Source organism: Streptomyces sp. NBC_01264 (assembly GCF_026340675.1).
In the GTDB taxonomy this organism is placed as follows: domain Bacteria; phylum Actinomycetota; class Actinomycetes; order Streptomycetales; family Streptomycetaceae; genus Streptomyces.
The window spans coordinates 5,431,771-5,455,742 of sequence record NZ_JAPEOX010000001.1 but is presented as its reverse complement, the minus strand read 5'-3'; the positions used below and the strand labels follow the sequence as shown (position 1 = coordinate 5,455,742).

The window sequence follows — 23,972 nt, the reverse complement described above, 5'->3', positions numbered from 1 at the left end:
CTCCAAGCGGACAGGCCTCCGGACGGCCCCTCCGGTGGCACTCCCCAACCCTCCAACTGCCGTCCTCACCCGCCGGAGAGGAGGCCGGAGGCCATTCCCATCACCACCGGCGCCACTCCCAGCGCGAGGAAGGCGGGGAGGAAGCACAGGCCCACCGGAGCCGTGACGAGGACCGCCGCCCGCTGCGCGCGGGCCATCGCCCGGCGCGCGCGGTCCGCCCGGAGCGTCGACGCGAGCCGGGAGACGGGTTCCGAGGCGGGCGCACCCGTGCGCGCGGAGCGTTCCAGGCACTCGGCCAGGGCGCGGGCTCCCGGTATCTCCGCCAACCTCCCCCACGCGGCTCCCGGATCGCCTCCGAGCCGCAGCTCCGCCCCGGCCATCGCCAGCCGTTCGCCCACCGGGCCGCCTAGCGACTCCCCGACCGCCTCGGCTGCGTCCACCGGCCCCGCTCCGGCAGCCAGGCACGCGGCCAACAGGTCCGCGGCGAACGGAAGCTGGCGCTCAGCCTCCCCGAGGTCCACCCCCGCCGCCGGCCGTCGCCGCGCGAGCCACCTGCGGACCGCGAACCCCGCCGCGCAGCCGACCGCCACGCCCGCGAGCCCGCCGATCAGCAACCAGGCCACCGCCAGCGCTCCGGCCGGCCCCGCCCAGGCCGCGGGTGCCGCCCGCAGCCGGGGCCCGGGCAGCGGCCGCCTGCGCGCCGCCTCCACCGCGAGCAGGCGGGCGAGCCGGCGCCGGGTGGCCCGCGCCCTGATGCGGGCCGCCACCACCGACCCCGCGCACAGCGCCGCCGCCGCGAGGCACAGGGCCGCCCCCAGCCTGTGGATGGCGAAGCCGTCCATCACCGCTCCCCCACCCGTACGATCCGTCGGCACCACAGCAGCCCCACCGTTTCCAGCACCGCGCCCGTGAGCAGGCAGCCCCACCCCACCGGCGTGTGCAGGAGCACCCGCAGCGGATCGGCGCCCAGCCCGGTACCGATCAGCAGGCCGACTCCCGGGAGCAGGGCCAGCACCGCCGTCGTCGATCTCGCTCCCGTGAGCTGGGCGCGCAGTGATTCCTCCCGGTCCCGCTCGGCCCGCAGGGCCACCTCCAGCCGGTCCAGTCCGGCGGCCAACCCGGCGCCGCCGTCCACCGAGACCCGCCAGCAGGCCGCCATCGCCGCCAGCCCCTCCGCGCCGGGCTCCCGCGCCGCCTGCCGCAGTGCCGCGGTGACGTCCCCTCCGAAGGCCGCGGCCGCCAGGACCCCGGCCTCCGCGGCTCCCGGCCCGCCGGGGCCCGACACCGTCCGGCGCATCGCCTCGGTCAGCGCCCGGCCCGGCTGCGCCCCGGCGCGGAGCTCGCCCACCACCGCGCCGCACAGGGCCACCACCTCGGCGGCCCGCACCGTCCGGGCACGCGCCCGCCGGCCGGTCCGCAGCCACCGGCGCACCAGCGGCACCGCCGCCGCCCCGGCGAGCAGCGGGATCACCGACCCGCCCAGCAGCGCGAGCGCCAGCCCTGCCCCGAGGCAGGCCCACTCCCGGCTGCGCGCGGCCCTGACCTGGACCCCGGCCAGCAGCCGCTCCCAGGGCGGCGGTCCCACCGGTACCGGCGGCCCGGACCCGGCCAGCACCGCCCTGGCCCGCCGGGACACCCCGTCGGCCCCGGCCAGGGCCCAGGCCGCCGCTCCGGCGCCCAGCACCCCAGCGCACAGCACCCCGGCCCCCAGCACCCCGGCGAACACCGCCGGCGCCGCCGCCCCGGCGCTCACCGGGCACCCGCCAGCAGCGGGCGCAGCCGCTCCCAGCCCCGGTCCCGTACGAACCCCCGGGCGCCCCAGCGCAGCGCCGGCACGGTGACCACGAGCCCGGCCGGGTCCCGCTCCAGGACGTGCACCTCGGCGACCCGGCGCCGGCCGGCCCGGTCCCGTACGAGGTGGACCACCAGGGTCAGCGCGGCCGCCAACTGGCTGTGCAGGGCGGCCCGGTCGAGCCCGGCGGCCGTCCCGAGGGCCTCCAGCCGGGCCGGCACATGGGCGGCGGCGTTCGCGTGGACCGTGCCGCAGCCCCCCTCGTGACCCGTATTGAGGGCGGCCAGCAGGTCGGCGACCTCGGCTCCCCGGACTTCGCCGACGACGAGGCGGTCCGGCCTCATCCGCAGCGCTTGGCGGACCAGGTCGGCGAGGGTGACCTGGCCGGCGCCCTCCTGGTTGGCGGGCCGGGTCTCCAGCCGGACCACGTGCGGATGGTCGGGCCGCAGCTCGGCCGAGTCCTCGGCGAGCACGATCCGCTCCCCGGGGCCGACCAGCCCGAGCAGGGCGCTGAGCAGGGTGGTCTTCCCGAACCTGAGACTAAGACACCTCGCTGGTGCCAGACTTGGCCGATGAAGCCCATTCGCCCCGGATCCGACCGGCTCATCCGCGCCGTCATCTACGTCCGCATCTCCCAGGACCGCACCGGCGCCCACCTCGGCGTCGACCGCCAGATGGAAGACTGCAAAGCCCTCGCAGCCAGCCGCGGGTGGGACGTCGTCGAGACCTACATCGACAACGACATCTCCGCCTACTCGGGCAAGAAGAGGCCCGACTACCGCCGCATGCTTGACGACTTGGAGCAGGGCACCGCCACCGTCGTCATCGCCTGGCACACCGACCGCCTGCACCGCTCCCCCACCGAGCTGGAGGAGTACATCGACCTGAGCCAGCGCCGCGGCGTCGATACCCACACCGTGCAGGCCGGCGACCTCGACCTGTCGACCTCATCGGGCCGGATGACGGCGCGCATTCACGGCGCGGTCGCCCGGCACGAGTCGGAGCACAAGGCCGAACGCGTCGCCCGGTCCCGCCTACAGAAGGCGCAGGCTGGAAAGTGGGGCGGTGGCATCCGTCCGTTCGGGTGGGGCCTGCCCACCGGCGAGACGCGCAAGAAGGTCGACAGGGCGACGGGCGAGGAGGTCGAAGTGCCCGTCCTCGACATGGACCAGCTCGTCCCCGAGGAGGCCGAGGCGGTCCGGGTCGGCATCGACATGCTCCTGTCGGGCGGGACCATCAAGGGCTGGTGCCGGTGGCTCGCCGACAAGGGCCTGACCACGACCCGCGGGAATCTAGTCGGGCACGTGGAAGCCCGGGACATGCTGATGCGCGCGAGGAACGCCGGCATCGCCGTCTACAGAGGCGAGGAGATCGGGCCCGGGAACTGGGCGGCGATCGTCCCCGAGGAGAAGCACCGCGCTGTCGTCGCGGTCCTGATGGACCCGAACCGGCGGACGACGCCCGGCGCTCAGCCCAAGTGGCTGGGGTCCCTGCTGTACCGGTGCGGGCGGGGCGACTGCACGGAGACTGTGTACGTGACGCAGTCCGGTGGCCGGCGCTACCCGAGCTACCGGTGCAAGACCGCGCACGGTGGCGGCCGCCAGGCGGCGAAGGTCGACGAGTACGTGCAGGACACGGTCATCGCCCGCCTGTCACGCGAGGATGCGGTCGACCTGCTGCTGCCCGGACCGTCCGACGTGAACGTCGCCGCGCTGCAGGTGGAGAGCGAACAGATCCGCCGGCGCCTCACCGACCTGGCCGCCCTGTTCGGGTCTGGGCAGATCGACATGAACCAGTTCACCGAGGGCTCGGACGTAGCCCGCGCACAGCTCGACGGGGTGACCCAGCAGATGGCCCGGGCCGCGGTGAAGGACCCGCTGGTGAAGCTCGTCGGCGCGAAGAACGTCGGCAAGGCCTGGCACGCCCTACCCCTCGAGGAGAAGCGCGGCGTCCTCCGCACGCTCGTCACCGTGACGCTCACGCCTCCGCGGCTCGGCCCCATGCCCGACGGCGGTCGCTTCGATTACGAAGCCGTCAAGTTCGTGTGGCTGCGAGGCATGGAGGCGCGTTCCTAGGCGTGCACATACTCGACGACAAGGTCCGTCAAGAGTTCGGCTAGATGCACGCGGTACCCATTTTCCAGTGACAACTGATCCCTTATAGCGGCCACGGGCTTATTCCCTTCAGCCGCGCTCGCGACAGCGAGCAACCACTCTCCGGACTCGGATTCCATATCCGATTCTGATAGGCGGTTAAATCTTGCCAATTCCCCCCTTGCCGCCTCCTGCAAAGCCTTGGCCTCCGCATCCACAACTCGCGGGATCGGGATCCGGGCGGCCTCATACACGGCATATGCCCTGATCACGGCTTCGCCATACTGCTCCAGGATCAGCTCGATATCGGCCCTTAGCGGACCCGAGTCCGAGTCCCGCCGGTAGGCATAGATCGCTTGCGTGAGACGCAACCCAGCCTCGACATTATGCAGGTTCCATCGGGCGATCTGCAGGGCCTGTTCAGCATTATGCACATCCTTTCCCCTCTCCAGCGCTGAACGCTGGATCCCCGCAAGAAGAGAATCCAAGGGAGTGGTCTCGGACAGGAATTCATCAATTCCAGTCTCGAGAATGCGCGACAGCGCCACAACCTCAGCGAACAGGACAGGGCGATCTGCCGCCTCAGTCTTGGCCACCGTGGTCTGCCGCCAGTTGAAGCCGCATGCCGCCATCGCCCTGGCCAGACCATCCTGCGACAACTCAGCCTCTTGCCGCGCGGCGCGCAGCCGCGCGCCGAAAGCTCTCGGCACATCAGCGATCGGCAAGACCTGGGCTTGCGCCACCGCATCTCCGTTGGCTGGCGTTGGTTGACGCTTATCCCTCATGAGGATGAAGGCTACCCGAGAGCGCATCCTTGTAAAGGTTGACAGGCGACGATCCGGCCACCATGCTCCTCCAGTATCGGGATGTTGATCCCGTCATCCCTCTGGAGGTTGCCGGTGGAGCAGTACTTGACGACCGTGGAAGTCGCCAGGAGGTACCGGACGAGCCCGGCCACGGTCCGCTACTGGCGGCACACCGGCTACGGACCGGTCGGCATCAAGGTCGGGCGCAAGGTCCTCTACGCCGCTGCCGAGATCGAGCGCTTCGAACAGGCGCTCGTCGGCTCACAGGAGGGCGCCGCGTGATCGGCCCGAGGGGCCGGAACCTGGCCCAGAACGACGACAGCGCCGCGGATGCAACCGCGACGCCATCTGTCGAGCGAAACGAATCCAGCTGCATGCAGAAGTCAGGAACGCTCATGCCCAGTGTAGAAGCCCCGTCCTTCCTCGCCAAGGCGGAACCCGGCCAGCCCGTGACCCCGCTGTCGGCCACCATCCCCACCCTCGACCGCGTCTTTGAGGCCAGCCTCGACCAGCTGACCGCCGAGCTGCACGTCAAGGTCATCACCTCGAAGGACCTGACCGACCCGAGCTTCTTCGGCTGCGTCATCGTCCGCTACCAGAGGATCAGCATCATGCTCTCCCCGAACCTCGGAGAGTTCGAAGCGGACTTCTTCACCCGCTACCTGATCGCCCAGGCGTACAAGCTCGACATGACCCCGCTGCCGACGCCGTTCGCGGTCGAGGTCAGCCCCCTGATCGAGGGGGTGCCCGCATGAACGCCTTCTCCTCCGACGCGACCGCGACCTCCGTCGAGGCGTGCCGCCGGGCCGACCAGCCCCCACTCACCCCGGGCAGTCTCCGCGTTCTCGTGCAGATCCAGGAGATGAAGGTCGGGCAGGACGAGAACTACATCGCCTTCCTCAACCTCCTCGCCAGCCACATCTGGGAAGCAGGCGACGCCACGGCGGTCCTCGCCCAGGTCCAGGACATCATCCTGGCTGCGCGGGCCCCCGCAAGGCCGTGCACGGTTCACGCCTGGTGCGTCGAGACAGGCGACCACTTCGAGCACTACTCGAAGTTCATCGAGGCCCCCACCCCGGACCACTTCGGAAATCCGGTTCTGTCCGCCGGTCTGACCGACTTCAGGGGCACGACCATCGTGGGGCTCCTGGACCTGGACCTCACCCCGGCTGCGGCTCGCATCCGGATCGCGGAGCTCCGAACGCACCTAGACAACGTCGAGGCGCTGGTTACCACCGCTGAGGCGTCCGCCGGATGACCGCCACCGCCAAGACCGCGTCGGCCGAGGGTTCCCTCGGCCGGCCGGTCCGGCACCCGGACCCGGAGCGCAACGCCGCCTACTGGGCGCGGATCGACGCCAACGTCGCCGCGGCCCCGGAGCTCACCCCCGCCCAGCGCGTCCGGCTGCGCGGAATCTTTCAGCAGGCCGACCGCAGCGAGGCGGCATGACCGTCGCCCCCCGTACCCCGCTGGCCGAGGGCAACGCTCTCGGCCAGCGGGGCCAGGCCCTCACCGGCGGCCTCTTCATCGACATGGTCGGCATCCGGGCCCGCTACGAGTGCCTCCTCTGTCGCACCACCGAGGGGCCCGTATTCGGGGAGGCCGCCGTCATCGCCTTCAACGCCTCCATCCGGACCGACCACCACGCCCGCTGCGCACCACAGGAGCCCCGTTCGTGAGCGACGCACAGACCCCAGACCTCCGGGCTTCCGCCCGTGAGATGCACGACGCCGGCCTGTGCCTCCTCCCCATCAAGGCCGACGGGAGCAAGGCCGCGGACGTCCGCAGCTGGACCCCCTACAAGGTGAACCGCAGCACCACCGCCGAACACGACGAGTGGTTCGACGGCAAGCGGCCCCGCGGCCTCGCCGTGGTCTACGGCGCAGTCTCCGGCAACATCGAGATGATCGAATTCGAGGGACACGCTGTCGCCGACGGCGTCCTCGACGAGGTCACCGAGATCATGCAAGCCTCAGGTCTGGGCGAGGAGTGGGCCAGCCTCCTGAATGGATGGGTCACCCAGTCGCCGTCCGGCGGTCCTCACATCCGCGTCCGCGTCGAGGGCGGGCCTGTGCCGCCCAACACCAAGCTCGCGTCGCGACTCGCCCGTGAAGACGAGTACACGGCCGAGGAGCGGCAAAGGATCGCGGAGAAGCCTCACACCAAGATCGTGCGGGTGCAGATCGAGACCCGCGGTGAAGGCGGCTACGGCCTCGTCGAACCCTCCTGCGGCACCGTCCACGCCTCCGGCCGCCCCTATCTGCGGCTGGCCGGCGGGCCCACCACCATCCCCACCCTCGACGCAGAAACCCTCTCCGCCATCCACGACGTCTGCCGGATGGTCGACAGCCTCCCGCGCGAGGAGAAAGCGAAGACCGCACCGCGCCCCCGCCGTGAACTCCCTGCGGGCAGCGTTCGCCCCGGCGAGGACTTCGAGAACAAGGTCGACTGGGCCGAGATCATCGGTGACGAGTTCGACGCCGTCACCACCCGGGGCAACACGACGTACTGGCGGCGCAAGGGCAAGGCGAAGGGCATCTCGGCCACCACCGGCCACGCCGCCGACCGGGACCGGCTGTACGTGTTCACCACCTCCACCGCCTTCGAAGCAGAAGTCCCCTACGACAAGTTCGCCGCATACACGCTCCTCAACTACGGCAGCACCAGCAGCGACAACTTCAAGCAGGCCGCCGCCGAACTCCGGCGCCGCGGGTTCGGCTCGGAGGCACCACGGCGCCGACTGAGCTCCGTACCACACCAGGGCGGGACCCCGTTCAGCAACGGATCCTCGGCACTGCACCCCGCCGTCGCGGAGGAGACGGAGCCCGACTTCGAGACCGGGCCCGAACTACACGTCGTACACGCCACACGGCCCGAACTGGACATCACCAACGAGGCAGACGCCGTGGACGGCCTCCTCGCCATCATGTCCAGCGGGCAGCTTCCCGACCTGTACAAGCGCTCCGGCGGGCCGTGCTGGGTCCACCAAGACGACAACGGCAACCCGCTCACACAGCAGCTCGGAAACGACAACCTGCGCGCCTATCTCGCCGACCACGTCACCACCTACCAGGTCGTCACGGACCCGCTGACCGAGGGCACCAAGGAAGTGCGCGAGCTCCTCATGCCGAAGACGTGCGGCACCGTCCTCGGCCGGAAGGACTGGCCCCTCCCGCCGCTCCGCGGGATCGTCACCTCCCCCGTCATCCGGCTCGACGGAACCCTGCTGCAGGCGCCCGGATACGACACGGACACCGGCCTGTACCTACAGCCGCGGGTCCCGCTGCGCCGACTCCAGCCGCACGTTTCCGAAGCCAGCCTGGAGAAGGCCAAGGAGATCATCTTTGGCCAGATGCTGGCCGACTTCCCCTGGGCCCAACCGTCAGACCGGGCGCACTTCATCGGCGCCCTGCTCACCCCGATCCTGCGCCCGTACTTCCACGGGCCGACCCCGATGTTCATCGTCTCCGCCACCGCCCCAGGCAGCGGCAAGAGCCTCCTGAAGGACATCTTCAAGTCCTGCTTCGGCATCAGCGAGACCGCATGGCCAGAGAACGACACCGAGCTCCGCAAGAGCATCACCACGCAGCTCTACACCACCGGGCAACCGGTCGTCGTCCTCGACAACCTGCCGAACGGCCACATCATCAAATCCCCTGTCCTGTCGAGCCTCCTGACCGCAGAGCACTGGGGCGACCGCGTCCTCGGCTCCACCGCCTCCGTCACCATGCCGAACAACCGGCTCTGGATCGTCACGGGCAACGGGCTGCGAACCGGCGGAGACAACGGGCGCCGGGCCATGTGGGTACGGCTCGACCCCAACTGCCCCGACCCCGATCAGCGCGACGGCTTCCGCGTCGGCGACCTCCGGCCATGGCTGCGCGCCAACGCCTCCACCGTCGTGGCCGCCCTCGTCACCATGGTCCGTTCCTGGGTCGCAGCTGGCGCCCCAACGATCCGCACACGCAAGGGCGACTACTCGGAGTGGGCCACGATCGTCGCCGGCCTGCTCGGCCACCTCGGCATCCCGGGATGGATGGGAGACCGGGGCGACGCGATCCAGCAAGACGATGAGACGCAGGAGTGGGCGGCGTTCCTCATCGCCTGGAGCGAAAAGCTCGAAGACAACGTCGTCACGGCCGGAACGGCCCTCACCAGCCTGGCCGAGCACGTCCCTCGTCACGCCAAGACCGGCGAGGCGCCCACGGCCAAAGTCCTGGGCAACTGGCTGAAGGCCAGGGACGGCAGGTACTTCGGGGACCGCAAGATCAAGCTGATCTACGACTCCCACCGCTGTCAAAACACGTACCGCGTCGATGTGCACGGGCGCGCAACCCAGCCGGCCATGCAATGACCCCCCAGGCGGTCGCGGCAGGAACCGCAGGGACCTGGCAGGGACCTGTGCAGGAACCCGCGCGAGTCCCTGCACAGGTCCCCAGCTGGGGATTTGCAGGGAGGCAGGGACTTGCCGGAACGAGCCCCTACCCCACCTATAGCGCGCACCACACATGCACATCACGCAACACACGTATCAACGCGTGCAACACAGCACCCACCAAGCTCCCCGACATGCAGGCATACAGCTTTCTTCCTGCAAGTCCCTGCGTTCCTGCAAAACCCGAGGTCAGAGCACACCTGATGCGCTCCCCCGGTTCCTGCACACCTTCCTGCGGGTCCCTGCAGTCCCTGCAAAGTCCCTGCATCCGATGACGAGGTGGTCGCCATGAACGGCAGCTTCGCCCCCCGCCCCTACCAGACCGCAGCCATCCAAGCCCTCACCGTCGGCTGGCAGGGCCCGAACAACCGGCTCGCGGTGGTCCTCCCTACCGGCGCAGGCAAGACGGTCGTCTTCGCCAACCTGATCCTCGCCACCCAGACCGGCCGCGCCGGCCGCACGCTGGTCATCGCGCACCGCGAGGAACTGATCCAGCAGGCCGCCGACAAGATCCGCGCCGTGGCACCCGAGCTGCGAGTCGGCATCGTCAAGGCCGAGCGCGACGAGCACCAGGACGCCGACGTCATCGTCGCCAGCATCCAGACCCTCGCCGTCAAGCGCCGGCGCAACGCCATCCACGACATCGGCATGATCGTCGTCGACGAGTGCCACCACGCCGCAGCCAAGACCTACATGACCGTCCTCGAACACTTCGGAGCCTGGCGCGGCATACCGACGGCCGGCTTCACCGCCACCATGACCCGCACCGACGGCGGGCTCGCCGACGTCTGGCAGGACGTCGTCTACACCCTCGACATCCTCGACATGATCCGCGACGGATACCTCGTCAACGTGCGCGGCAAGCGCGTCGTCGTCGACGGCCTCAACCTCGACAAGGTCAAGACCCGTGCCGGCGACCTCCAAGACGGCCAGCTCGCGCAGGCCCTCGAGGACTCCGGCGCCGCCGACGTCGTTGCCGACGCCTACCGGCAGTTCGCCTCGGACCGACAGGGGGTCGTCTTCACCCCCACTGTCGCCACCGCCCAGTCGATGGCCGACGCGCTCAACGACATCGGCATCGCGGCCACCACCATCTGGGGCGACATGAGCCGCGAGGCCCGCCAGACCGCCCTCGGCTGGTACAAGACCGGCGAGGTCCAAGTCCTCACCAACTGCATGGTGCTCACCGAGGGCTTCGACGCCCCCTGGACGTCCTGCGCGGTCATCGCCCGACCCACCAAGTCCGCAGGTCTGTACTGCCAGATGGCCGGCCGCGCGCTCCGACTGTGGGAAGGCAAGAAGGACGCCCTCCTCCTCGACGTGATGGGCGCCTCAACCCGACACAAGCTCGCGTCCATCGTCGACCTCACCGGCCGGGACCTCGCCACCGCGGAAGAGGACCAGTACCTCACCGAGGCGGTCGACGCCGCTGAGGAGGCCGCCGCGGCCGCACTGGGCGGCGTGCAGTGGGAGGACGTTGACCTCTTCCACAGCTCACCCATCCGCTGGCTCCAGACCGACCGCGGGACCTGGTTCGTGCCCTTGAAGGACGACGTCTTCCTGTTCCTCGTCCGCGGCTCCGAGCCGGGCCTGTTCCGCATCCGCCGATGGACGTCCGCCGAGGGCGTGAAGGCCCCACAGCAGGACCCGGACGCCACCCTGGACGTCGCGATGCGCTGGACCGAGGCCCACGCCCGCAAGCTCGTACCCCCTTCGTTCTTCCAGCGGTCAGCCTCCTGGCGATCCACACCGCCGAGCTCACGACAACGCGGCTGGTGCCGCTACTACCGAGTGCCGGTGCCGCCGGGAGCCACGGCCGGCGACGTGTCGGACCTCCAGGCCGTCCACCGGGTCACGCTCCTGCTGGGGAACCAGACCGCTCTCGCCGCTTAAGAAGGGATCGCAATGAGCACTACAACCGACAGCGGCCCGACCCGCCGCCCCCTGGTCGTGGGCCTGGACCTCAGCCTCACGTGCACGGGCGTGGCCGGTGAGGGCTGGGTCGACTACATCCGCCCGAAGGGCCTGCGTGGTCACCCTCGGCTCGCGCACATCGTCGACGGGGTCACGTCCTTTATCAAGGCCGCCGACCTCGTCGTGATCGAAGGGCCGTCCTTCGGCTCCGGCGTCGCCCACCGCCACGAGGATCTCGCCGGCCTCCGGGTCATGGTCCGCCACGCCTGCTGGCGCCGCGGCATCCCCTACGCGGTCGTGCCGCCGTCATGCCGAGCCCTGTACGCCACCGGCAAGGGTTCCGGCTCCAAGGCCGCCGTCCGCGACGCCGTCCGCAATCTCTACGGAATCGACTGCGACGGCCCCGCCCGCTACGACCAGGCCGACGCCTACATCCTCTGCGCCATGGGCCTGCACCACCTCGGCCAGCCCCTGGCCGTACTTCCGGATGATCAGCGCCGCGGCCTGGATGGATGCCGGTGGCCGGACCTGGAGGGACTCGCAGCATGACCGCCACGCCCCGCGAGCTCGCCGAGAAGATGAGCCGCGCCCTGGCCCGCGCCGATGCCCTGGCCGACTCATGGGCCGCCGACCGCACGCTGGTCACCCGAGCCGCCGCAGCGGACCTCTTCGCCACCGTCCTCGAGCTCAACGGCTGGGAGCAATCCGATCCGCCACCCCGAGCACTCCGCCTCGTACCCGACGGGAGCATGCAGTGACCTCCTCACCGCCCTTTGACGCCGCCCTCTTCAAGTCCATCACCGCGGCGCTCGGCATAGACACCCGCCCAACCGTCGACGCCTTCGGACGATCTGATTTCTCCATCGGCCGGGCAGGCATGGAACGACTCCGCGACGCCGCACGCAACCTCGGGGAACACGACTTCGCCGACGGCATCCAGCAGGCCATCGACGCAGGCGGCCGAAGGGACCGGCCGTGACTCCCAGCGAGATCGTCTGGCTCATCACCGGCGCCCAGCTCGGCGTGATGCTGTGCGTGGTCGCGTCCGCCGTCAGCACCGTGCGGCTGAACCGTCGCACCGAGACCCACGCCGAGGCGACCACGGCCAAGGCCAGGAAGTACCTGGCCACCGATGGCTGGCGGGCGCTCCTCGGCTCTGGAGATGCCCAGTGAGCACGTGCCTGCTGTGCGAGCAGCCCGACGAGACCGGCGGCTACCTTTGCCCCGGCTGTACGAAGGCCACCGTGGGCCGGCTGCACGCCCTGCCGGGCCTGTATGACGAGCTGCTGCCGTTCCTCGCCCCGGGGAGCAGCGGCAGCTCGGGCCGGCGCCCGTCCGCCGTGTCGGCGCCGCTGCCCGTCTCCGAGGTGGTGCTCAGCTTGCGTGGCCCGGGCGGCGTGGTGGGTGTGGTCGAGGACTGGCTGGCAGCCGTTCGCGACGCACGCCGCATGCAGGCGGCGCAGCCGGTCGGGTCCGTGGAGTCGCGGCTGCGCGCCGCTGTCGCCGGCCTGTCCGCGAACATGGCCTGGATCGCGGTGTCCTGGCCGGACGCTGGCACCTTCGCCGAGGAGATCCGGTCCCTCGAACGCGACATCGCCTCGATCGTCGATCCGAGCGACCGCGGTGACCGAGGTACTCGCCTTGGGGCCTGCCCCGCCGTGGACGTCGGCGGGGTGATCTGCGGAGCAATCCTGCGTCACCACCCAGGCACGAAGGCCGTGGCCTGTGAGTGGTGCGGTTGCACCTACCCGCCAGCGACCTGGCCGGGCCTGAAGACCTGGATGGATCACGACGAGCGGGCGGAGGAGCAGTGGCAGAGCGCATCATGACGCGCCGACCGGGCGACCCCGGCCCGGCCTACACCGATCAGGCACCTGGACACTGGCCTCGGACTAGACCATCGGCCACATCCCGATCCGAAACCCCCGCCAGGGTTTCGCGTCACATAAGTTCAACGAGCTGGCCAGGGATCCTCGAAGCCCCCACGCCAGCGCACCCGTGCCAGCGGCTACGTCAGGGGCCGCTGCGCGCGACCTGCGGCACGCCCATTCCCCCGTGCGTGGACCGCAGGAGCGGCGGCTGGGCACCTGGGACGTGGTGACCCAGCCGCCGCCCCCAAGCTTCCGCCCCACCGTGAATTCTGCGCCCAGCACGGTGGGGCGGAATCCAGCGCCGCCGTCTGGCCAGACCGCCGCTGATCCCATCCACGCGAAGGCCAACTCTTCAGCAGATACGTTGAGTTGACCGCTACAGCCTTGCAATCCAACCCAGGGTTGGATACGCTCATGGAGATGGAAGCGAAGCCCTGGCGGGAACGCGTCCGACAGGAAGAAGAGCTGGTGGAACAGCTCCAACTCCAAGTGTCGCAAGCCGCCAAACGCAGAGCAGAAGCCCTACTCGAAGGCGTGGACGAACTCGGGACCGTGGCCGAAGTAGCCAGGGACCTCGGGAAGACCTGGAGCGCCGTCGACAAGGCGATCAAGAAAAACCGGCCCGGCACAACGGGCCCAACCACAACCAAATAAAGCGGGGGCCGGACGACAGCTCTTCCAGGTGGTGGAACACCCGGAAGGCGCGCGCGTCGCCCGACCCCCTGACCGAAGCACTTCCTGACACAACCAGGAGGCTCGGCTATGCCGAAGCTTACGGCGCGTGCTCACGAGCACGCCCCCACCCCCGAACGGCGCCTCGTCGCCGTCGGCACCGTCCGCCACCTCGGCGGCCGCACCATCACCGTGCGCGCCACCCAGGCCGGCGTCACCGGCACCATCACCCCCACCGGGGGTGCGTGATGGGCGAGATCATCAACGTGCCCACCGAGCTGCACCGCACCCTGCTCCACTGCATGGCCGACACCCTGATCGTCGTCAACCCCGACGGGCTGATGGACGAGGGCGAGCGCCTCAGCCTCGCCCGTCGGTACGCCGAGCGGTGGCACCACAGGACGCCGCAGGACAGCCACGCCACCGAGTGCGCCCTCCTCGTCCACGCGCCGGCCGTCCGCCCCGGAGCCACCCGCGACGAGTACGCCGCCGTTCTGCGCCTCGTCGCCGAAGGGGTGACCGCGTGACCGCGCCGCGCACGATCACGGTGCCCACCATCGACCAGGGCCCGCTCGTCCTCACCTGCCCGCCCTGGTGCGCCAGCCACGACACCCGGATCCCGCAGTACCAGGCCGACCTCAGCCACACCGGGCCCGAGCACGCCTTCCGCTTCAACGGCGAGCAGCTGCTCCTCGCACTGCTCACCCAGTACCCCTTCGGCAGCGGAAGCCGCGAGACCGGCCTGTACGTCGAACAGACCGGGTTCGCCCGCACCCTCGCCCCCTCCGGGATCCGGCAGCTGGCCGCCACCCTCACCGTCCACGCCGTGCACCTCCGGACGCTCGCCGGACAGCTCGACGAGCTCCTCGGCGGGGGTGGCCGATGACCAGCCCGGCCAGCGTGGCCGAACAGCGCGCCACCGTCCGCCATCTCGACCAGAGCGGCACGTCCCACCGCGAGATCGCCCGCCGCCTCGACATCACCCGAGCCACCGTGGCGGCCACCCTGGCCGCGCCCCCGACCAAGAGCGAGCGCCTGGCGCTCAAGGTGGTCGAGGCCGAAGCCGCCGTGGCACAGGTCTACGCCGCAGCTCAGGCCATCGAAGCGGCCAGGCCGGCCTACACCTTCGCCGACGACGAGACGGCGCGGCGCTGGCACGAGACCCTCCGCGCCACCGTGGCCCTGCTCACCAGCCAGGCTGGCGCGTTCGCCGACTACTACCCCTTCGCCACGGTGGCCGACGACGCGCCACAGCGGCTCGGATGATCACCTACCACGGGCTCGGCTACTGGGGACTCCTCACCATCCCGGCCGCCCTCGCCCTCCTCCGGCTCCTCCCGAACGGCAGTGCCGCCCGCAGGCTCCTCGCCCGGGCCGTCCTTGGTGCCCTCGCCCTCATCGCGGCCATCGTCGCCCTCTCGTACTGAAGGACCCACCCGTGAAGACCAACCTGCTCGCCGCCATCGACACCGCCAGCGCCCACACCATGGCCGCGCCCAACGCGCCCGCCGGCCAGAGCGGCTCCGTCCCCATCTCCGTCCTCCTCGTCATCGTCCTGGCCCTCTGGGCCTGGCAGATGCACAAGCACGGCAAGGACACCAAGAAGCTCCACCTCCTCCCCGGCTTCGTCTGCCTCGGCCTCGGGCTGTCCCTCTCCGGCACCCAAGTCGGCGCGCTCGTCGCCGGCCTCTTCGGCAGCGTCGGCGGCATGCTCGCCACGTTCGTCGGCAACGCCTGACGTGATCGGGCCCGAGGACGACACCCTCGACCTCACGGACGACCTCGCGTCGCTCCGCGAGGCACCCGGGCCCCCGTGCAGTTGCTGGTTCCACCGCCGGGCCGACCACGCCCAGCAACTCACCCACGGCGGCCGAGCACTCGCCCGAGACCTCGGCCGCCGCCTCGCCGGCGACACCATCGGCAGCCTCGCCCTTCGGTACGGAGCGACCGCCTACGCACTCGGCCCCGCCGGCCAAGCCCTCCCTCAGCTGCCCTTCGCCGGACCCGCGGCCGCCCTTGCCCTGACCATCGGCGCCTGGCGAGCAGGACGCCCCATCCCGCCCGACCCTGCAGAGCTGCAGGCCGACTTTCTCGACGGGCTCCTCCAGTTGATCGGAGACCGGCCCGGCATCCACCTCCGCGAGCTCTACGACACCCTCCAAGCCCACCCGGTCGGCCAGCACCTCGACGACACCAGGATCCGCGCGCTCCTCACCCACTGCGGGATCCCCATCAGCCAGATCCGCATCGGAGCCGTCACCGGCCGGTCCGGGATCAAGGCCGCCGATATCGAAGCCCTACTCCCCCTCGAACCCCTCTCACCCCCTTCCAGCGATGTAGACGCAGGTCACAGCGCTACAGAAGGGGCTGTAGACCGCCCGTAGAACGGGCCGTAGACCACCAGGACAAGCCCATGCGACGCCACATCCACACCCTGATCCACAGGCTGTGCAACGCCACCGTCACCACCTATTGCCCGACCTGCGGCTGGTGGTACCCGCCGCACACCCACTGAGGAGAACCCGATGCGACTCCACTGGATCATCACCTTGCAGTGGCCGGCCGACGACGGCCTTCACACCAAAACCATGGACGGCACCATCGAGCCCAACGCTGGTGCGACACGACAGGCCATCTACTCCGACGCCTACGAGTTCGCCGCCCAGCACATGGGGGCCAAGGACGCTGCGGTCCTCTCCTTCATCCTGGAACCCGACGAGCTCTGAGCCACACTGGAGCCATGCCCGAGCCGCTCCTCGTCGACCCCTACGCCGCCCACGCCGCCACAGGAATCCGACCCGGCACCATCCGCGTCTGGCTCCACCGCGGCCACCTCACCCACCACGGCCACGACAAGGCCGGCCGCACACTCATCGACCTGCACGAACTCCAGAACCGCATGCCGAGTCAAGCTGCTTGACTCACACCCGCAGCAGGTGTAACAGTGAGAGCACGTCCGGCGTGCCCGGACAGGACCTTCGAAAGCCCCGCCATCGTGCGGGGCTTTCGCGCGTCACAGACCAGTCACAGCCGCCCCGCAGTGCCGGACCACCGGACAGAGTGGCGCGATGCGTACACACCACACCGCCGCGGTACTGCTCGCGGCCGCCGCCATCGCCCTCACCGGCTGCTCCAGCGAACCCAAGCCCGATGCCATGCCCATCAGTTCACCGTCCCCCGCAGCCCCGGCCTCAACGTCGTCCGTCGACCGCGACGCAGCCCGAGCCGCCGCCGGCCTTCCCCCCGAGCCCAAGGGCGCCCAGCGCAAGGCCTTCCTCGACGGCCTCAACGCCATCGACAAGGACATCGTCCACGGCAAGGACGACAAGGCCATCAGCCGCGGCATCGACACCTGCGGCCTCGTCAAGAACTTCCCCGGCGACCTCACCAAGCAGGTCGAGCAGACCGAGAAGCGCTGGACCAGCCCGACCCACCCTGACGGGCACGGACAGGTCAAGGCCGCCCAGATCCTCGCCGTCTCCCAAGCCGCCATCTGCCCCACCTTCTAACGGGGCCCCAGACCACGCGTGCGGCGTGGGTGCGGGTACAGCCGCCCGGGACGAGGGCCCCGGGCGGCAACCCACCGAAAGGGAGCAGCCGTGATCCACAAGCCCGTCATCGTCACGATGATCCGAGAGCTTGACCCCGTGGACGGGTGGGCCGTCAACGAAGACGCCGGCCTGGCAACAGTCGCCTGCAGCTGCGGCATCAACACGGGGTGGATCGGCAAGACCGACGCCGCGAGGCTCTGGCGCGACCACACCACGCCCACCGAACCCATCACCGTTCCGATCAAGCTCGAAGCGGATGACGCCATCTTCAGAGAGGCGATCAAGCGGTCAGTACGTGGCAACGGCGGCGCCTGATGCCCAAGCGCCACGACCTCACCACCTACGCCTACCGCAAGCAGCGCGCCCGCCTCCTCGCCGAGTCCAACGTCTGCCACCTCTGCGGCCACCCCGGCGCCGACGTCGTCGACCACGTCCGCCCCGTCTCCCGCGGCGCCGACCCCGAGGACACGAGCAACTGGCTCCCCGCGCACGGCGTGAAGCGCTGCCCCACCTGCGGCCGGAACTGCAACGGCGAGAAAGGCGCGGCCACCCGGACCGCGGGCCTCAAGACCTCACGCGATTGGTACACCCGATGACCGGAGCCCCCCTAGAGCGCACCGCCCGGCTGTCCCTGAACTCCAGAGGCGGCACCGTAGAGATCGCTGGCCACAATGTCAGCCACGCGGTACGGGGCCTCCGGCTGGAGCAGACAGCGGCAGGGGGACCGCCCCGCATCACCCTCGACATCGTCGTGTGGGAGGCCGAGGTCGACGGCGAGGCCACCGTCACAGTGCCCCAGCCCACGGCCGAGCTACTCGTCTCCCTAGGCTGGGTACCGCCTCAGACCCCGCCTCTCACCGCCCAGACCATCCAGGAAGCGGCCCACCGCAAGGCCGCCCAGACGGCGCTGCGCATCGCCGCTCAGCACAACCCTGGGTGGTTCAGCGACCTCATCAGGCGCGAGGCCAGACTGAACGGCACCGCAACCGCCTGACCTGCACGTTTGTGCAGTTGTGGACATAACCGCAGGTCAGAGCGACGCCCGAACGGGCCTCACGGACCATCCAGGCGGCAAGCCCCTGACCTGCATGTTTGCCGGGGGTGGCGCAAAACAGCAGGTCAGGGCGGCGTGAACATGGAGATCGGGGCCTCGTTTCGACCCCGCCCCCACAGATGCACGACCGCGGGCAAATCGAGGGCCTCGCGAGAGAGTCGCAACGCCCTGACCTGCGCGTTTGCGCATGCGCCCACAAAACCCCAGGTCAGAGCGTCGCCACCCCGCCAGGGGGATGCCGCACCGCCGGCCGAGCCTCCGACCTGCACGTTTAATCCGAACTGCACAAACATGCAGGTCAGGGGGGTGCAACGCACTGCGGTCCGGCCCGATTCAATCGCACGGCAAGCAGATGCCGAGCCTCAATCTGGGCACCAAATCTCGCGATTTCAAAACCGATTTGATCTTTGAGATCAAGATCGGCCAGAGAATCCGGCCCGATTTTTTGGGAAGATCATCATCCCAGCCCCGCGCCCAGCTTTTCTTTTTTTGCGCGAGACCCAAAACCACAGACGGTGATCTTGAGGAGGCCACCATGGGTCCGGTGGAGACAGCCGTCCGCGAGGACATCGAGGCGATCGGCGGCCTGGCCGGTGTCGAGCCCACGCTCGCCGAGATGGCGTACCGCCTGGCGGCCGACATGGACGCGGGCGGGGGTGACGACGGGCGGCTGATGCCCGCGCTGAACAAGGAGCTGCGGGCCACGCTGAAGCAGCTCGTCGATGGGCGGCCGGCGGAGGACGACGATGACGACCTCTCCGATCTGGACAGCCCCGACTGAGTTTGGCGACCAGCTGCGGGAGCTGTACGGATTGGAGTGCGCGCCCTGGTGGGGAACCCCTCGGCGCCTCGACTACCCGACGCTCGGCGGCAAGGCGGCCAAGGTCATGCGGAAGCTCGGCTTCGAGCCCATGCCCTGGCAGCGGTACGTCCTCGACGTGGCGTTGGAGCTGGACCCGGACACGGGCGTGTTCGCGCACCGCGAGGTAGGGCTCAGCGTTCCGCGCCAGCAGGGGAAGACCCAGCAGATCCTGGCCGTGATGGTCCACCGGATCATGGCGTGGGAGCGGCAGAACGTGACCTATGCCGCGCAGAACCGGACGATGGCCAAGAAACGGTGGGAGGACGAGTTCCTCGCCACCCTCGACGGCTCCTCGCTGTTCGGCAAGTACCGACCCCGGAAGACCACCGGCAACGAGGCCATCATCTGGGGCAGCACGCGATCCCTACTCGGCATCACCTCGAACACCGAGAAGGCTGGCCACGGGCCGCCCTTGGATCTCGGCATCATCGACGAGGCGTTCGCCGCCGAGGACGACAGGCTTGAGCAGGCGTTCTCTCCGGCCATGCTGACCAAGCCGATGGCCCAGCTCTGGTGGGCCAGCGCCGGCGGCACGGACCGCAGCGTCTGGCTGAACAAGAAGCGTGAGGCTGGGCGCGAGTTGATCCAGCAGATGTGGGCGACCGGCCACCAGCCCCGTGTTGCGTACTTCGAGTGGTTCGCTCCCGACCATCTGCCGCGCGACCAAGCGTCCACGTGGCGTACCGCGCTGCCAGCGTTGGGACACACGGTGTCGGAGGACATCATCAGGGCCGAGCTGGAGAAACTCGATCCTGCTGAATTCGATCGTGCCTACTTGAACCGCACGCGGAAGGCGGCGCCGCCGTCGGACGCGAACGTTCCCAAGCAGCACTGGCCCGGGCTGGCCGACGAGCGGTCCCGGCCGGGCGCCGAACTTGCCCTCGCGGTCGAGGTGTCGCAGGACCGAAGCACGTCGACGATCGCGATGGCCGGACTGCGGTCCGACGGCCACGTGCACTTGGAGGTCATCGACCGCCGAGCTGGCACGGAGTGGGTGGTGCCCGCGGTCGTGCGGCTGCGGCAGCTTCACGACCCGGTGGCCGTGGCCATATCTGCCACCGGCTCACCGTCCTCGTCCCTCATCGACGACCTCGTCGCGGCGGGGGTACGGGTGCCGGAAGGCGACGAGAAGGACCACCCGCTCCCGGGTCACCTGGTGGTGATGAGGACCGGCGACATGGTCGAGGCGTCCGGGCAGATGGCCGACGCCATGACACAGGGCACTGTCCGCCATATCGACCAGGCCCCGCTGACCGCTGCTGTGAATGGGGCGATGACCCGGCCGGTCGGCGATGCGTGGGTGCTCGACCGGCGCAAGTCCCTGGCCGACGTATCCCCGCTCGTCGCAGCAGTCCAGGCGCGGTGGGCGCTGCTCACCCGCGGGCCGTTGGTCCGCGACGACTACGACGTCATGAACTCGGTGCTGTGAGGAGGGATCTACATGGGCCCGACTCTTGGCCGCGATGGGGTGTGGTACCCGGGCGGCGCCCCGCCGTCGGAGCCTGGTGGCTGGCGCCGGATGGGCCGCGCGCTGGCCGCGCCGTTCAGGTGGATGGGTGGCGTCAGCAAGCGGGCCATCACCTCGCTGCCGTGGCTCGGCGGGGGCGGCACTTCGTCGCAGTCGACGGCCGCGGCCCGCGCGCTCCAGCTCATCCCGCTGTTCGCGTGCGTGCGGATCCTCGCGGACTCGATCGCGTCGCTGCCGGTGCAGACGTACCGGAAGAACGGCGCGTCGCGGGAGATGCTCACGTTCGTGCCGTCGCTGCTGTTCGCGCCGGCCGCGCGGGACAACCTGTTCGAGTGGCTCCACAAGTGCGTGGTTTCCATGGCGCTGCGCGGCAACGCCTACGGGCTGATCACGCAGCGGGACGACTTCGGGTTCCCAACGATGATCGAGTGGCTGAACCCCGACGACGTGTGGGTGGACGAGCTGCGGCCGACCCTGCCGGTCTACTACTGGCAGGGCATCGAGGTACCGCGCGAGCAGATCATCCACATTCCGTGGGTGGTCATGCCTGGCAAGGTCGTGGGCCTGTCGCCGGTCAGCTACTTCGCGCAGACCATCGGCGTCGGCCTGTCCGCCACTGAGTACGGGCTGTCCTGGTTCGACAACGGCGGCACCCCGCCGAGCGTCCTGAAGAACTCGGCGAAGACGATCACCCCGGACGAGTCGGCTGAGATCAGCGACCGTCTGTCCGCCAGGGTCCGCGCGCGCAAGCCGCTGGTGCTCGGCTCGGACTGGGACTTCGAGGCGCTGAAGGTCAGCCCGGAAGAGTCGCAGTTCATCCAGACCATGAGGCTCAACGCGAGCCAGATCGCCGCGATCTACGGCGTCCCGCCGGAGATGGTCGGCGGCGACTCCGGTGGTTCGATGACGTATGCCAATGTCGAGCAGAACGCGATCAACTTCGTGGGCTTCACCCTGCGGCCGTGGCTCGCCCGGCTGGAAGCCAAGCTGTCCGCGCTCATGCCGGGCAAGGAGTTCGTCCGCTTCAACGTTGACGCGATGATCCGCGTCGATCTGCGCACCCGGTACGAGGCGCACCGCATTGCGCTCCAGGACGGCTGGCGCAACCGCGACGAAGTCCGCGCGATCGAAGACCTCTCGCCGCTGCCTGCCGGGCAGCACGGCGAGGACTACCTGCCGGTGGCTCTCCTGGCCGCCGTGCAAGCACAGCCCGACGCAGACCCTGCGGGCGGTACCACCCCATCCGAGTGAGGAGGCCCCGGTGAGCGACACCGAGCGGCGCTACACGAAGGTGCCCGTCGAGCTGCGGGCGTCCGAGAAGAAAACCACCATCGGCGGTTACGCGGCCGTCTTCAACCGGCAGAGCAGCAACCTCGGCGGGTTCGTCGAGGTCGTCGACCCGGCCGCGTTCAATGCGTCCCGGGGCGACGGCTGGCCGGACGTGATTGCCCGCTACAACCACGACGACAACATGCTGTTGGGCAGCACCGGGTCCGGCACGCTGCGGATCATGGTGGACGGGACGGGCCTCGACTACGAGGTCGATCCGCCCAAGGCCCGCGCCGACATCCTCGAACTCGTCCAGCGCGGCGACGTCCGCAAGTCCTCGTTCGCGTTCCGCACGATCGAAGACCAGTGGGATACCACCGACCAGGGGTTCCCCATGCGGACCCTGCTTCGCGTGCAGCTCGTCGACGTCGCACCGGTCAACACCCCGGCCTACCCCGACAGCACGGCCGGCTTGCGCTCGCTGGCCCGCCACATGCACGCGGACTTCGAGGAGGTGCGCAAGCTCGCCGACGAGGACGAGCTCCGCAAGTTCTTCGTCCGCACCGACCGCACCACGGGCAAGCCGAAGGTGCAGGAGAAAACGAGCTTCGGCGCGGCCGCCCGCATGCAGCTGCTCGCCCGGAAGACCGACCCCTACGCGTGAGCGCGGGGGAATCACAGCATGAGGTACGCCCGCCTAGCGGCGGGGGCCCGGCATCCGGCCGGGCCTGCCGATTGGAAACCCCGTCGGCACGTGCAGCACGGAGCAGTGATCAGACGACCGCCGGTTGCAGCACGCGCCGGCCACTGGCACCGATCGGTGCGGGGCGTCGTGGGCTCCCGTTCAGCTACACCCCGACGGGAGTAAGACCATGTCCGAAGTTGCCAAGAAGCTGCGCGACCGGCGCCTCAATGTGTGGGAGCAGGCCAAGGAGTTGGCGGACCGCGCGGCCGACGAGAACCGCCAGTTCTCCAGCGAGGAGGAGAAGACGTGGGTCTCGCTGAACTCCGAGCTCGACGCGCTCGATGTCCGTATCAAGGCGGTGCTCGACGGTGAGCAGCGCGCGAAGGATGCCGAGGACGCCATGTCCTCGCTGCGCGGGGAGCCCCGCAAGCAGGGCGGCACTGGCGGCCAGGGCGGACCGGACGGCGGCGACGTCGCGCTCCGGAACTTCCTGCGCGGTGAGGGCCCGCGGTCCATCGACGTGAACCCCTCCGGTCCGGTGAACTTCCGTGACCTGTCCAAGCTGAGCTCGGGCGCGGGCGGCGCGATCGTCCCGACGTCGTTCTACGACCGGCTCGTCGCGCACCTCATCGAAACGTCCGCGATCCTTCAGGCCGGGGCCACCGTCCTGAACACCGCGAGCGGCGAGGTCATCCAGGTCCCCAAGACGACCGCGCACTCCAGTGCCGCGATCGTCACCGAGGCAGGATCCATCGGCGAGTCCGACCCGGCGTTCGGGCAGGTCAGCCTCGGCGCGTACAAGTACGGCACCCTGATCCAGGTCTCGCGTGAGCTCCTCACCGACACGGGCGTCGACCTGGAGGGCTACCTCGCCATGCAGGCTGGCCGCGCCCTGGGCAACGCGTTCGGCGCGCACGCCATCACGGGTGACGGATCGTCCAAGCCGCGCGGCATCCTGACCGACGCGTCCGCCGGGGCGACCGGCCCGAACGCTGCGACCCCGGTCGGTGGCTTCGGTGTACAGGCCACGGCGGGCCAGGGCGCGGATCTGCTTATCACCCTGTTCCACTCGGTGATCTCCCCGTACCGGATGTCCGGGTCGTGCCGCTGGCTCATGGCCGACAGCACCGCGGGCGCCGTCCGGAAGATCAAGACCAGCGAAGGTCAGTACATCTGGCAGCCGTCCGTGATCGCCGGTCAGCCGGACACCATCCTCGGCAAGCCGGTCCTGACCGACCCGAACATGCCGGCCATCGCCGCCTCTGCCGAGTCGGTCGCGTTCGGCGACTTCAGCCAGTACTTCGTCCGCCTTGCCGGTGGCATCAGGTTCGAGCGGTCCGACGAGTTCGCCTTCGGCAACGACCTCGTCACCTTCCGGGCGCTGATGCGCGCGGACGCGGCGCTCGTCGACCTGACCGGCGCCATCAAGACGTTCACCGGCGGCACCGCCTAAGAGCCCCGTGGCAGGGCGGCCCCCGTCCCCGGGCCGCCCTGCTCCGG

Annotated in this window: 35 protein-coding genes and 1 pseudogene; 32 read left to right on the top strand and 4 right to left on the bottom strand. The window is 69.9% G+C overall.

Annotated features, from left to right (window positions below):
* Window positions 1–65: 65 nt before the first annotated feature.
* The 3 genes and pseudogenes from OG435_RS25545 to OG435_RS25535 form a co-directional block, all read right to left on the bottom strand.
* On the bottom strand, window positions 66–842 hold the full coding sequence (locus tag OG435_RS25545; RefSeq protein WP_266880111.1) for a type II secretion system F family protein: 777 nt from the start codon (window positions 840–842) through the stop codon (window positions 66–68).
* Entirely contained in the window at window positions 842–1,753 is a 912-nt protein-coding gene (locus OG435_RS25540) for a type II secretion system F family protein (protein WP_430625680.1), read from the bottom strand. The genes OG435_RS25545 and OG435_RS25540 overlap by 1 nt, the downstream gene beginning before the upstream one ends.
* Window positions 1,750–2,322: pseudogene (locus OG435_RS25535) on the bottom strand (CpaF family protein); the annotation flags it as partial. The pseudogene OG435_RS25535 and the gene OG435_RS25540, both read right to left, overlap by 4 nt.
* A gap of 42 nt (window positions 2,323–2,364) precedes the next feature.
* On the opposite strand from OG435_RS25535, the gene OG435_RS25530 reads away from it, so the two are divergent.
* Complete coding sequence (locus tag OG435_RS25530; protein WP_266880109.1) at window positions 2,365–3,867, top strand: recombinase family protein; 1,503 nt, start codon at window positions 2,365–2,367, stop codon at window positions 3,865–3,867.
* Here the strand turns inward: OG435_RS25530 and OG435_RS25525 are convergent.
* Window positions 3,864–4,628 (bottom strand): helix-turn-helix domain-containing protein, encoded by a 765-nt coding sequence (locus tag OG435_RS25525; protein ID WP_266880107.1) that lies wholly within the window; start codon window positions 4,626–4,628, stop codon window positions 3,864–3,866. The genes OG435_RS25530 and OG435_RS25525 overlap by 4 nt on opposite strands.
* Before the next feature lie 123 nt (window positions 4,629–4,751).
* Here OG435_RS25525 and OG435_RS25520 point away from each other — a divergent pair, with 123 nt between their 5' ends.
* From OG435_RS25520 to OG435_RS25370, 31 genes are all read left to right on the top strand, one after another.
* Window positions 4,752–4,973 (top strand): helix-turn-helix transcriptional regulator, encoded by a 222-nt coding sequence (locus tag OG435_RS25520; protein ID WP_266880105.1) that lies wholly within the window; start codon window positions 4,752–4,754, stop codon window positions 4,971–4,973.
* 113 nt (window positions 4,974–5,086) lie between these two features.
* Window positions 5,087–5,446, top strand: a complete 360-nt coding sequence (locus OG435_RS25515) for a hypothetical protein (protein ID WP_266880103.1) — start codon at window positions 5,087–5,089, stop codon at window positions 5,444–5,446.
* Window positions 5,443–5,949: a hypothetical protein gene (locus OG435_RS25510; RefSeq protein WP_266880101.1), complete on the top strand. Its 507-nt coding sequence runs from the start codon at window positions 5,443–5,445 to the stop codon at window positions 5,947–5,949. The genes OG435_RS25515 and OG435_RS25510 overlap by 4 nt, the downstream gene beginning before the upstream one ends.
* Entirely contained in the window at window positions 5,946–6,140 is a 195-nt protein-coding gene (locus tag OG435_RS25505; RefSeq protein ID WP_266880099.1) for a hypothetical protein, read from the top strand. Before OG435_RS25510 ends, OG435_RS25505 begins: the two co-directional genes overlap by 4 nt.
* A complete protein-coding gene (locus tag OG435_RS25500; RefSeq protein WP_266880097.1) occupies window positions 6,137–6,370 on the top strand; it encodes a hypothetical protein in 234 nt (77 codons plus the stop codon). The genes OG435_RS25505 and OG435_RS25500 overlap by 4 nt, the downstream gene beginning before the upstream one ends.
* On the top strand, window positions 6,367–9,045 hold the full coding sequence (locus tag OG435_RS25495; protein ID WP_266880095.1) for a bifunctional DNA primase/polymerase: 2,679 nt from the start codon (window positions 6,367–6,369) through the stop codon (window positions 9,043–9,045). The genes OG435_RS25500 and OG435_RS25495 overlap by 4 nt, the downstream gene beginning before the upstream one ends.
* 369 nt (window positions 9,046–9,414) lie before the next feature.
* A complete protein-coding gene (locus OG435_RS25490) occupies window positions 9,415–11,019 on the top strand; it encodes a DEAD/DEAH box helicase (RefSeq protein WP_266880093.1) in 1,605 nt (534 codons plus the stop codon).
* 12 nt (window positions 11,020–11,031) lie between these two features.
* Window positions 11,032–11,589 carry a hypothetical protein gene (locus OG435_RS25485; protein WP_266880091.1) on the top strand — a complete coding sequence of 186 codons (558 nt, stop codon included), beginning with the start codon at window positions 11,032–11,034 and terminating at the stop codon, window positions 11,587–11,589.
* Complete coding sequence (locus OG435_RS25480; protein WP_266880089.1) at window positions 11,586–11,798, top strand: hypothetical protein; 213 nt, start codon at window positions 11,586–11,588, stop codon at window positions 11,796–11,798. The genes OG435_RS25485 and OG435_RS25480 overlap by 4 nt, the downstream gene beginning before the upstream one ends.
* Window positions 11,795–12,019 (top strand): hypothetical protein, encoded by a 225-nt coding sequence (locus OG435_RS25475; protein ID WP_266880088.1) that lies wholly within the window; start codon window positions 11,795–11,797, stop codon window positions 12,017–12,019. Before OG435_RS25480 ends, OG435_RS25475 begins: the two co-directional genes overlap by 4 nt.
* Window positions 12,016–12,213 (top strand): hypothetical protein, encoded by a 198-nt coding sequence (locus OG435_RS25470; RefSeq protein WP_266880086.1) that lies wholly within the window; start codon window positions 12,016–12,018, stop codon window positions 12,211–12,213. Before OG435_RS25475 ends, OG435_RS25470 begins: the two co-directional genes overlap by 4 nt.
* Window positions 12,210–12,869, top strand: a complete 660-nt coding sequence (locus OG435_RS25465) for a hypothetical protein (RefSeq protein WP_266880084.1) — start codon at window positions 12,210–12,212, stop codon at window positions 12,867–12,869. The genes OG435_RS25470 and OG435_RS25465 overlap by 4 nt, the downstream gene beginning before the upstream one ends.
* A gap of 462 nt (window positions 12,870–13,331) precedes the next feature.
* Window positions 13,332–13,565: a hypothetical protein gene (locus OG435_RS25460; protein ID WP_266880082.1), complete on the top strand. Its 234-nt coding sequence runs from the start codon at window positions 13,332–13,334 to the stop codon at window positions 13,563–13,565.
* A gap of 108 nt (window positions 13,566–13,673) precedes the next feature.
* A complete protein-coding gene (locus OG435_RS25455) occupies window positions 13,674–13,832 on the top strand; it encodes a hypothetical protein (protein ID WP_266880080.1) in 159 nt (52 codons plus the stop codon).
* A complete protein-coding gene (locus tag OG435_RS25450; protein WP_266880078.1) occupies window positions 13,832–14,110 on the top strand; it encodes a hypothetical protein in 279 nt (92 codons plus the stop codon). The genes OG435_RS25455 and OG435_RS25450 overlap by 1 nt, the downstream gene beginning before the upstream one ends.
* Window positions 14,107–14,469: a DUF6907 domain-containing protein gene (locus OG435_RS25445; protein ID WP_266880076.1), complete on the top strand. Its 363-nt coding sequence runs from the start codon at window positions 14,107–14,109 to the stop codon at window positions 14,467–14,469. Before OG435_RS25450 ends, OG435_RS25445 begins: the two co-directional genes overlap by 4 nt.
* Window positions 14,466–14,849, top strand: coding sequence for a hypothetical protein (locus OG435_RS25440; RefSeq protein ID WP_266880075.1), 384 nt, complete (start codon window positions 14,466–14,468; stop codon window positions 14,847–14,849). Before OG435_RS25445 ends, OG435_RS25440 begins: the two co-directional genes overlap by 4 nt.
* Complete coding sequence (locus OG435_RS25435; RefSeq protein ID WP_266880073.1) at window positions 14,846–15,010, top strand: hypothetical protein; 165 nt, start codon at window positions 14,846–14,848, stop codon at window positions 15,008–15,010. The genes OG435_RS25440 and OG435_RS25435 overlap by 4 nt, the downstream gene beginning before the upstream one ends.
* An 11-nt stretch (window positions 15,011–15,021) precedes the next feature.
* The gene (locus OG435_RS25430; RefSeq protein ID WP_266880071.1) at window positions 15,022–15,321 is read left to right on the top strand and encodes a hypothetical protein; all 300 of its coding nucleotides are present in this window, start codon (window positions 15,022–15,024) and stop codon (window positions 15,319–15,321) included.
* 1 nt (window position 15,322) lies between these two features.
* Entirely contained in the window at window positions 15,323–15,967 is a 645-nt protein-coding gene (locus tag OG435_RS25425; protein WP_266880069.1) for a hypothetical protein, read from the top strand.
* A gap of 141 nt (window positions 15,968–16,108) precedes the next feature.
* The gene (locus tag OG435_RS25420; protein ID WP_266880067.1) at window positions 16,109–16,309 is read left to right on the top strand and encodes a hypothetical protein; all 201 of its coding nucleotides are present in this window, start codon (window positions 16,109–16,111) and stop codon (window positions 16,307–16,309) included.
* Between the two features lie 14 nt (window positions 16,310–16,323).
* Entirely contained in the window at window positions 16,324–16,503 is a 180-nt protein-coding gene (locus OG435_RS25415; protein WP_266880065.1) for a hypothetical protein, read from the top strand.
* Window positions 16,504–16,651: 148 nt separating this feature from the next.
* On the top strand, window positions 16,652–17,092 hold the full coding sequence (locus OG435_RS25410; RefSeq protein WP_266880063.1) for a hypothetical protein: 441 nt from the start codon (window positions 16,652–16,654) through the stop codon (window positions 17,090–17,092).
* 90 nt (window positions 17,093–17,182) lie between these two features.
* Entirely contained in the window at window positions 17,183–17,449 is a 267-nt protein-coding gene (locus tag OG435_RS25405) for a hypothetical protein (RefSeq protein ID WP_266880061.1), read from the top strand.
* On the top strand, window positions 17,449–17,730 hold the full coding sequence (locus OG435_RS25400; protein WP_266880059.1) for an HNH endonuclease: 282 nt from the start codon (window positions 17,449–17,451) through the stop codon (window positions 17,728–17,730). The genes OG435_RS25405 and OG435_RS25400 overlap by 1 nt, the downstream gene beginning before the upstream one ends.
* Complete coding sequence (locus OG435_RS25395) at window positions 17,727–18,128, top strand: hypothetical protein (protein ID WP_266880057.1); 402 nt, start codon at window positions 17,727–17,729, stop codon at window positions 18,126–18,128. The genes OG435_RS25400 and OG435_RS25395 overlap by 4 nt, the downstream gene beginning before the upstream one ends.
* Before the next feature lie 595 nt (window positions 18,129–18,723).
* Window positions 18,724–18,969, top strand: coding sequence for a hypothetical protein (locus OG435_RS25390; protein ID WP_266880055.1), 246 nt, complete (start codon window positions 18,724–18,726; stop codon window positions 18,967–18,969).
* Window positions 18,935–20,479 (top strand): terminase, encoded by a 1,545-nt coding sequence (locus OG435_RS25385; RefSeq protein ID WP_266880053.1) that lies wholly within the window; start codon window positions 18,935–18,937, stop codon window positions 20,477–20,479. Before OG435_RS25390 ends, OG435_RS25385 begins: the two co-directional genes overlap by 35 nt.
* Window positions 20,480–20,491: 12 nt before the next feature.
* A complete protein-coding gene (locus tag OG435_RS25380; RefSeq protein ID WP_266880051.1) occupies window positions 20,492–21,769 on the top strand; it encodes a phage portal protein in 1,278 nt (425 codons plus the stop codon).
* A gap of 10 nt (window positions 21,770–21,779) precedes the next feature.
* Window positions 21,780–22,451 (top strand): HK97 family phage prohead protease, encoded by a 672-nt coding sequence (locus OG435_RS25375; protein WP_266880049.1) that lies wholly within the window; start codon window positions 21,780–21,782, stop codon window positions 22,449–22,451.
* Window positions 22,452–22,659: 208 nt separating this feature from the next.
* On the top strand, window positions 22,660–23,925 hold the full coding sequence (locus tag OG435_RS25370; protein ID WP_266880047.1) for a phage major capsid protein: 1,266 nt from the start codon (window positions 22,660–22,662) through the stop codon (window positions 23,923–23,925).
* Window positions 23,926–23,972: the final 47 nt, after the last annotated feature.

Excerpts from the sequence above, each read along its gene's own strand:
- OG435_RS25545 (WP_266880111.1), bottom strand. The coding sequence starts at position 842 with ATGGACGGCTTCGCCATCCACAGGCTGGGGGCGGCCCTGTGCCTCGCG.
- OG435_RS25530 (WP_266880109.1), top strand. The coding sequence starts at position 2,365 with ATGAAGCCCATTCGCCCCGGATCCGACCGGCTCATCCGCGCCGTCATC.
- OG435_RS25520 (WP_266880105.1), top strand. The coding sequence starts at position 4,752 with ATGTTGATCCCGTCATCCCTCTGGAGGTTGCCGGTGGAGCAGTACTTG.
- OG435_RS25515 (WP_266880103.1), top strand. The coding sequence starts at position 5,087 with ATGCCCAGTGTAGAAGCCCCGTCCTTCCTCGCCAAGGCGGAACCCGGC.
- OG435_RS25510 (WP_266880101.1), top strand. The coding sequence starts at position 5,443 with ATGAACGCCTTCTCCTCCGACGCGACCGCGACCTCCGTCGAGGCGTGC.
- OG435_RS25505 (WP_266880099.1), top strand. The coding sequence starts at position 5,946 with ATGACCGCCACCGCCAAGACCGCGTCGGCCGAGGGTTCCCTCGGCCGG.
- OG435_RS25500 (WP_266880097.1), top strand. The coding sequence starts at position 6,137 with ATGACCGTCGCCCCCCGTACCCCGCTGGCCGAGGGCAACGCTCTCGGC.
- OG435_RS25490 (WP_266880093.1), top strand. The coding sequence starts at position 9,415 with ATGAACGGCAGCTTCGCCCCCCGCCCCTACCAGACCGCAGCCATCCAA.
- OG435_RS25485 (WP_266880091.1), top strand. The coding sequence starts at position 11,032 with ATGAGCACTACAACCGACAGCGGCCCGACCCGCCGCCCCCTGGTCGTG.
- OG435_RS25480 (WP_266880089.1), top strand. The coding sequence starts at position 11,586 with ATGACCGCCACGCCCCGCGAGCTCGCCGAGAAGATGAGCCGCGCCCTG.
- OG435_RS25460 (WP_266880082.1), top strand. The coding sequence starts at position 13,332 with ATGGAAGCGAAGCCCTGGCGGGAACGCGTCCGACAGGAAGAAGAGCTG.
- OG435_RS25455 (WP_266880080.1), top strand. The coding sequence starts at position 13,674 with ATGCCGAAGCTTACGGCGCGTGCTCACGAGCACGCCCCCACCCCCGAA.
- OG435_RS25450 (WP_266880078.1), top strand. The coding sequence starts at position 13,832 with ATGGGCGAGATCATCAACGTGCCCACCGAGCTGCACCGCACCCTGCTC.
- OG435_RS25440 (WP_266880075.1), top strand. The coding sequence starts at position 14,466 with ATGACCAGCCCGGCCAGCGTGGCCGAACAGCGCGCCACCGTCCGCCAT.
- OG435_RS25435 (WP_266880073.1), top strand. The coding sequence starts at position 14,846 with ATGATCACCTACCACGGGCTCGGCTACTGGGGACTCCTCACCATCCCG.
- OG435_RS25420 (WP_266880067.1), top strand. The coding sequence starts at position 16,109 with ATGCGACTCCACTGGATCATCACCTTGCAGTGGCCGGCCGACGACGGC.
- OG435_RS25415 (WP_266880065.1), top strand. The coding sequence starts at position 16,324 with ATGCCCGAGCCGCTCCTCGTCGACCCCTACGCCGCCCACGCCGCCACA.
- OG435_RS25410 (WP_266880063.1), top strand. The coding sequence starts at position 16,652 with ATGCGTACACACCACACCGCCGCGGTACTGCTCGCGGCCGCCGCCATC.
- OG435_RS25400 (WP_266880059.1), top strand. The coding sequence starts at position 17,449 with ATGCCCAAGCGCCACGACCTCACCACCTACGCCTACCGCAAGCAGCGC.
- OG435_RS25395 (WP_266880057.1), top strand. The coding sequence starts at position 17,727 with ATGACCGGAGCCCCCCTAGAGCGCACCGCCCGGCTGTCCCTGAACTCC.
- OG435_RS25390 (WP_266880055.1), top strand. The coding sequence starts at position 18,724 with ATGGGTCCGGTGGAGACAGCCGTCCGCGAGGACATCGAGGCGATCGGC.
- OG435_RS25385 (WP_266880053.1), top strand. The coding sequence starts at position 18,935 with ATGACGACCTCTCCGATCTGGACAGCCCCGACTGAGTTTGGCGACCAG.
- OG435_RS25380 (WP_266880051.1), top strand. The coding sequence starts at position 20,492 with ATGGGCCCGACTCTTGGCCGCGATGGGGTGTGGTACCCGGGCGGCGCC.
- OG435_RS25370 (WP_266880047.1), top strand. The coding sequence starts at position 22,660 with ATGTCCGAAGTTGCCAAGAAGCTGCGCGACCGGCGCCTCAATGTGTGG.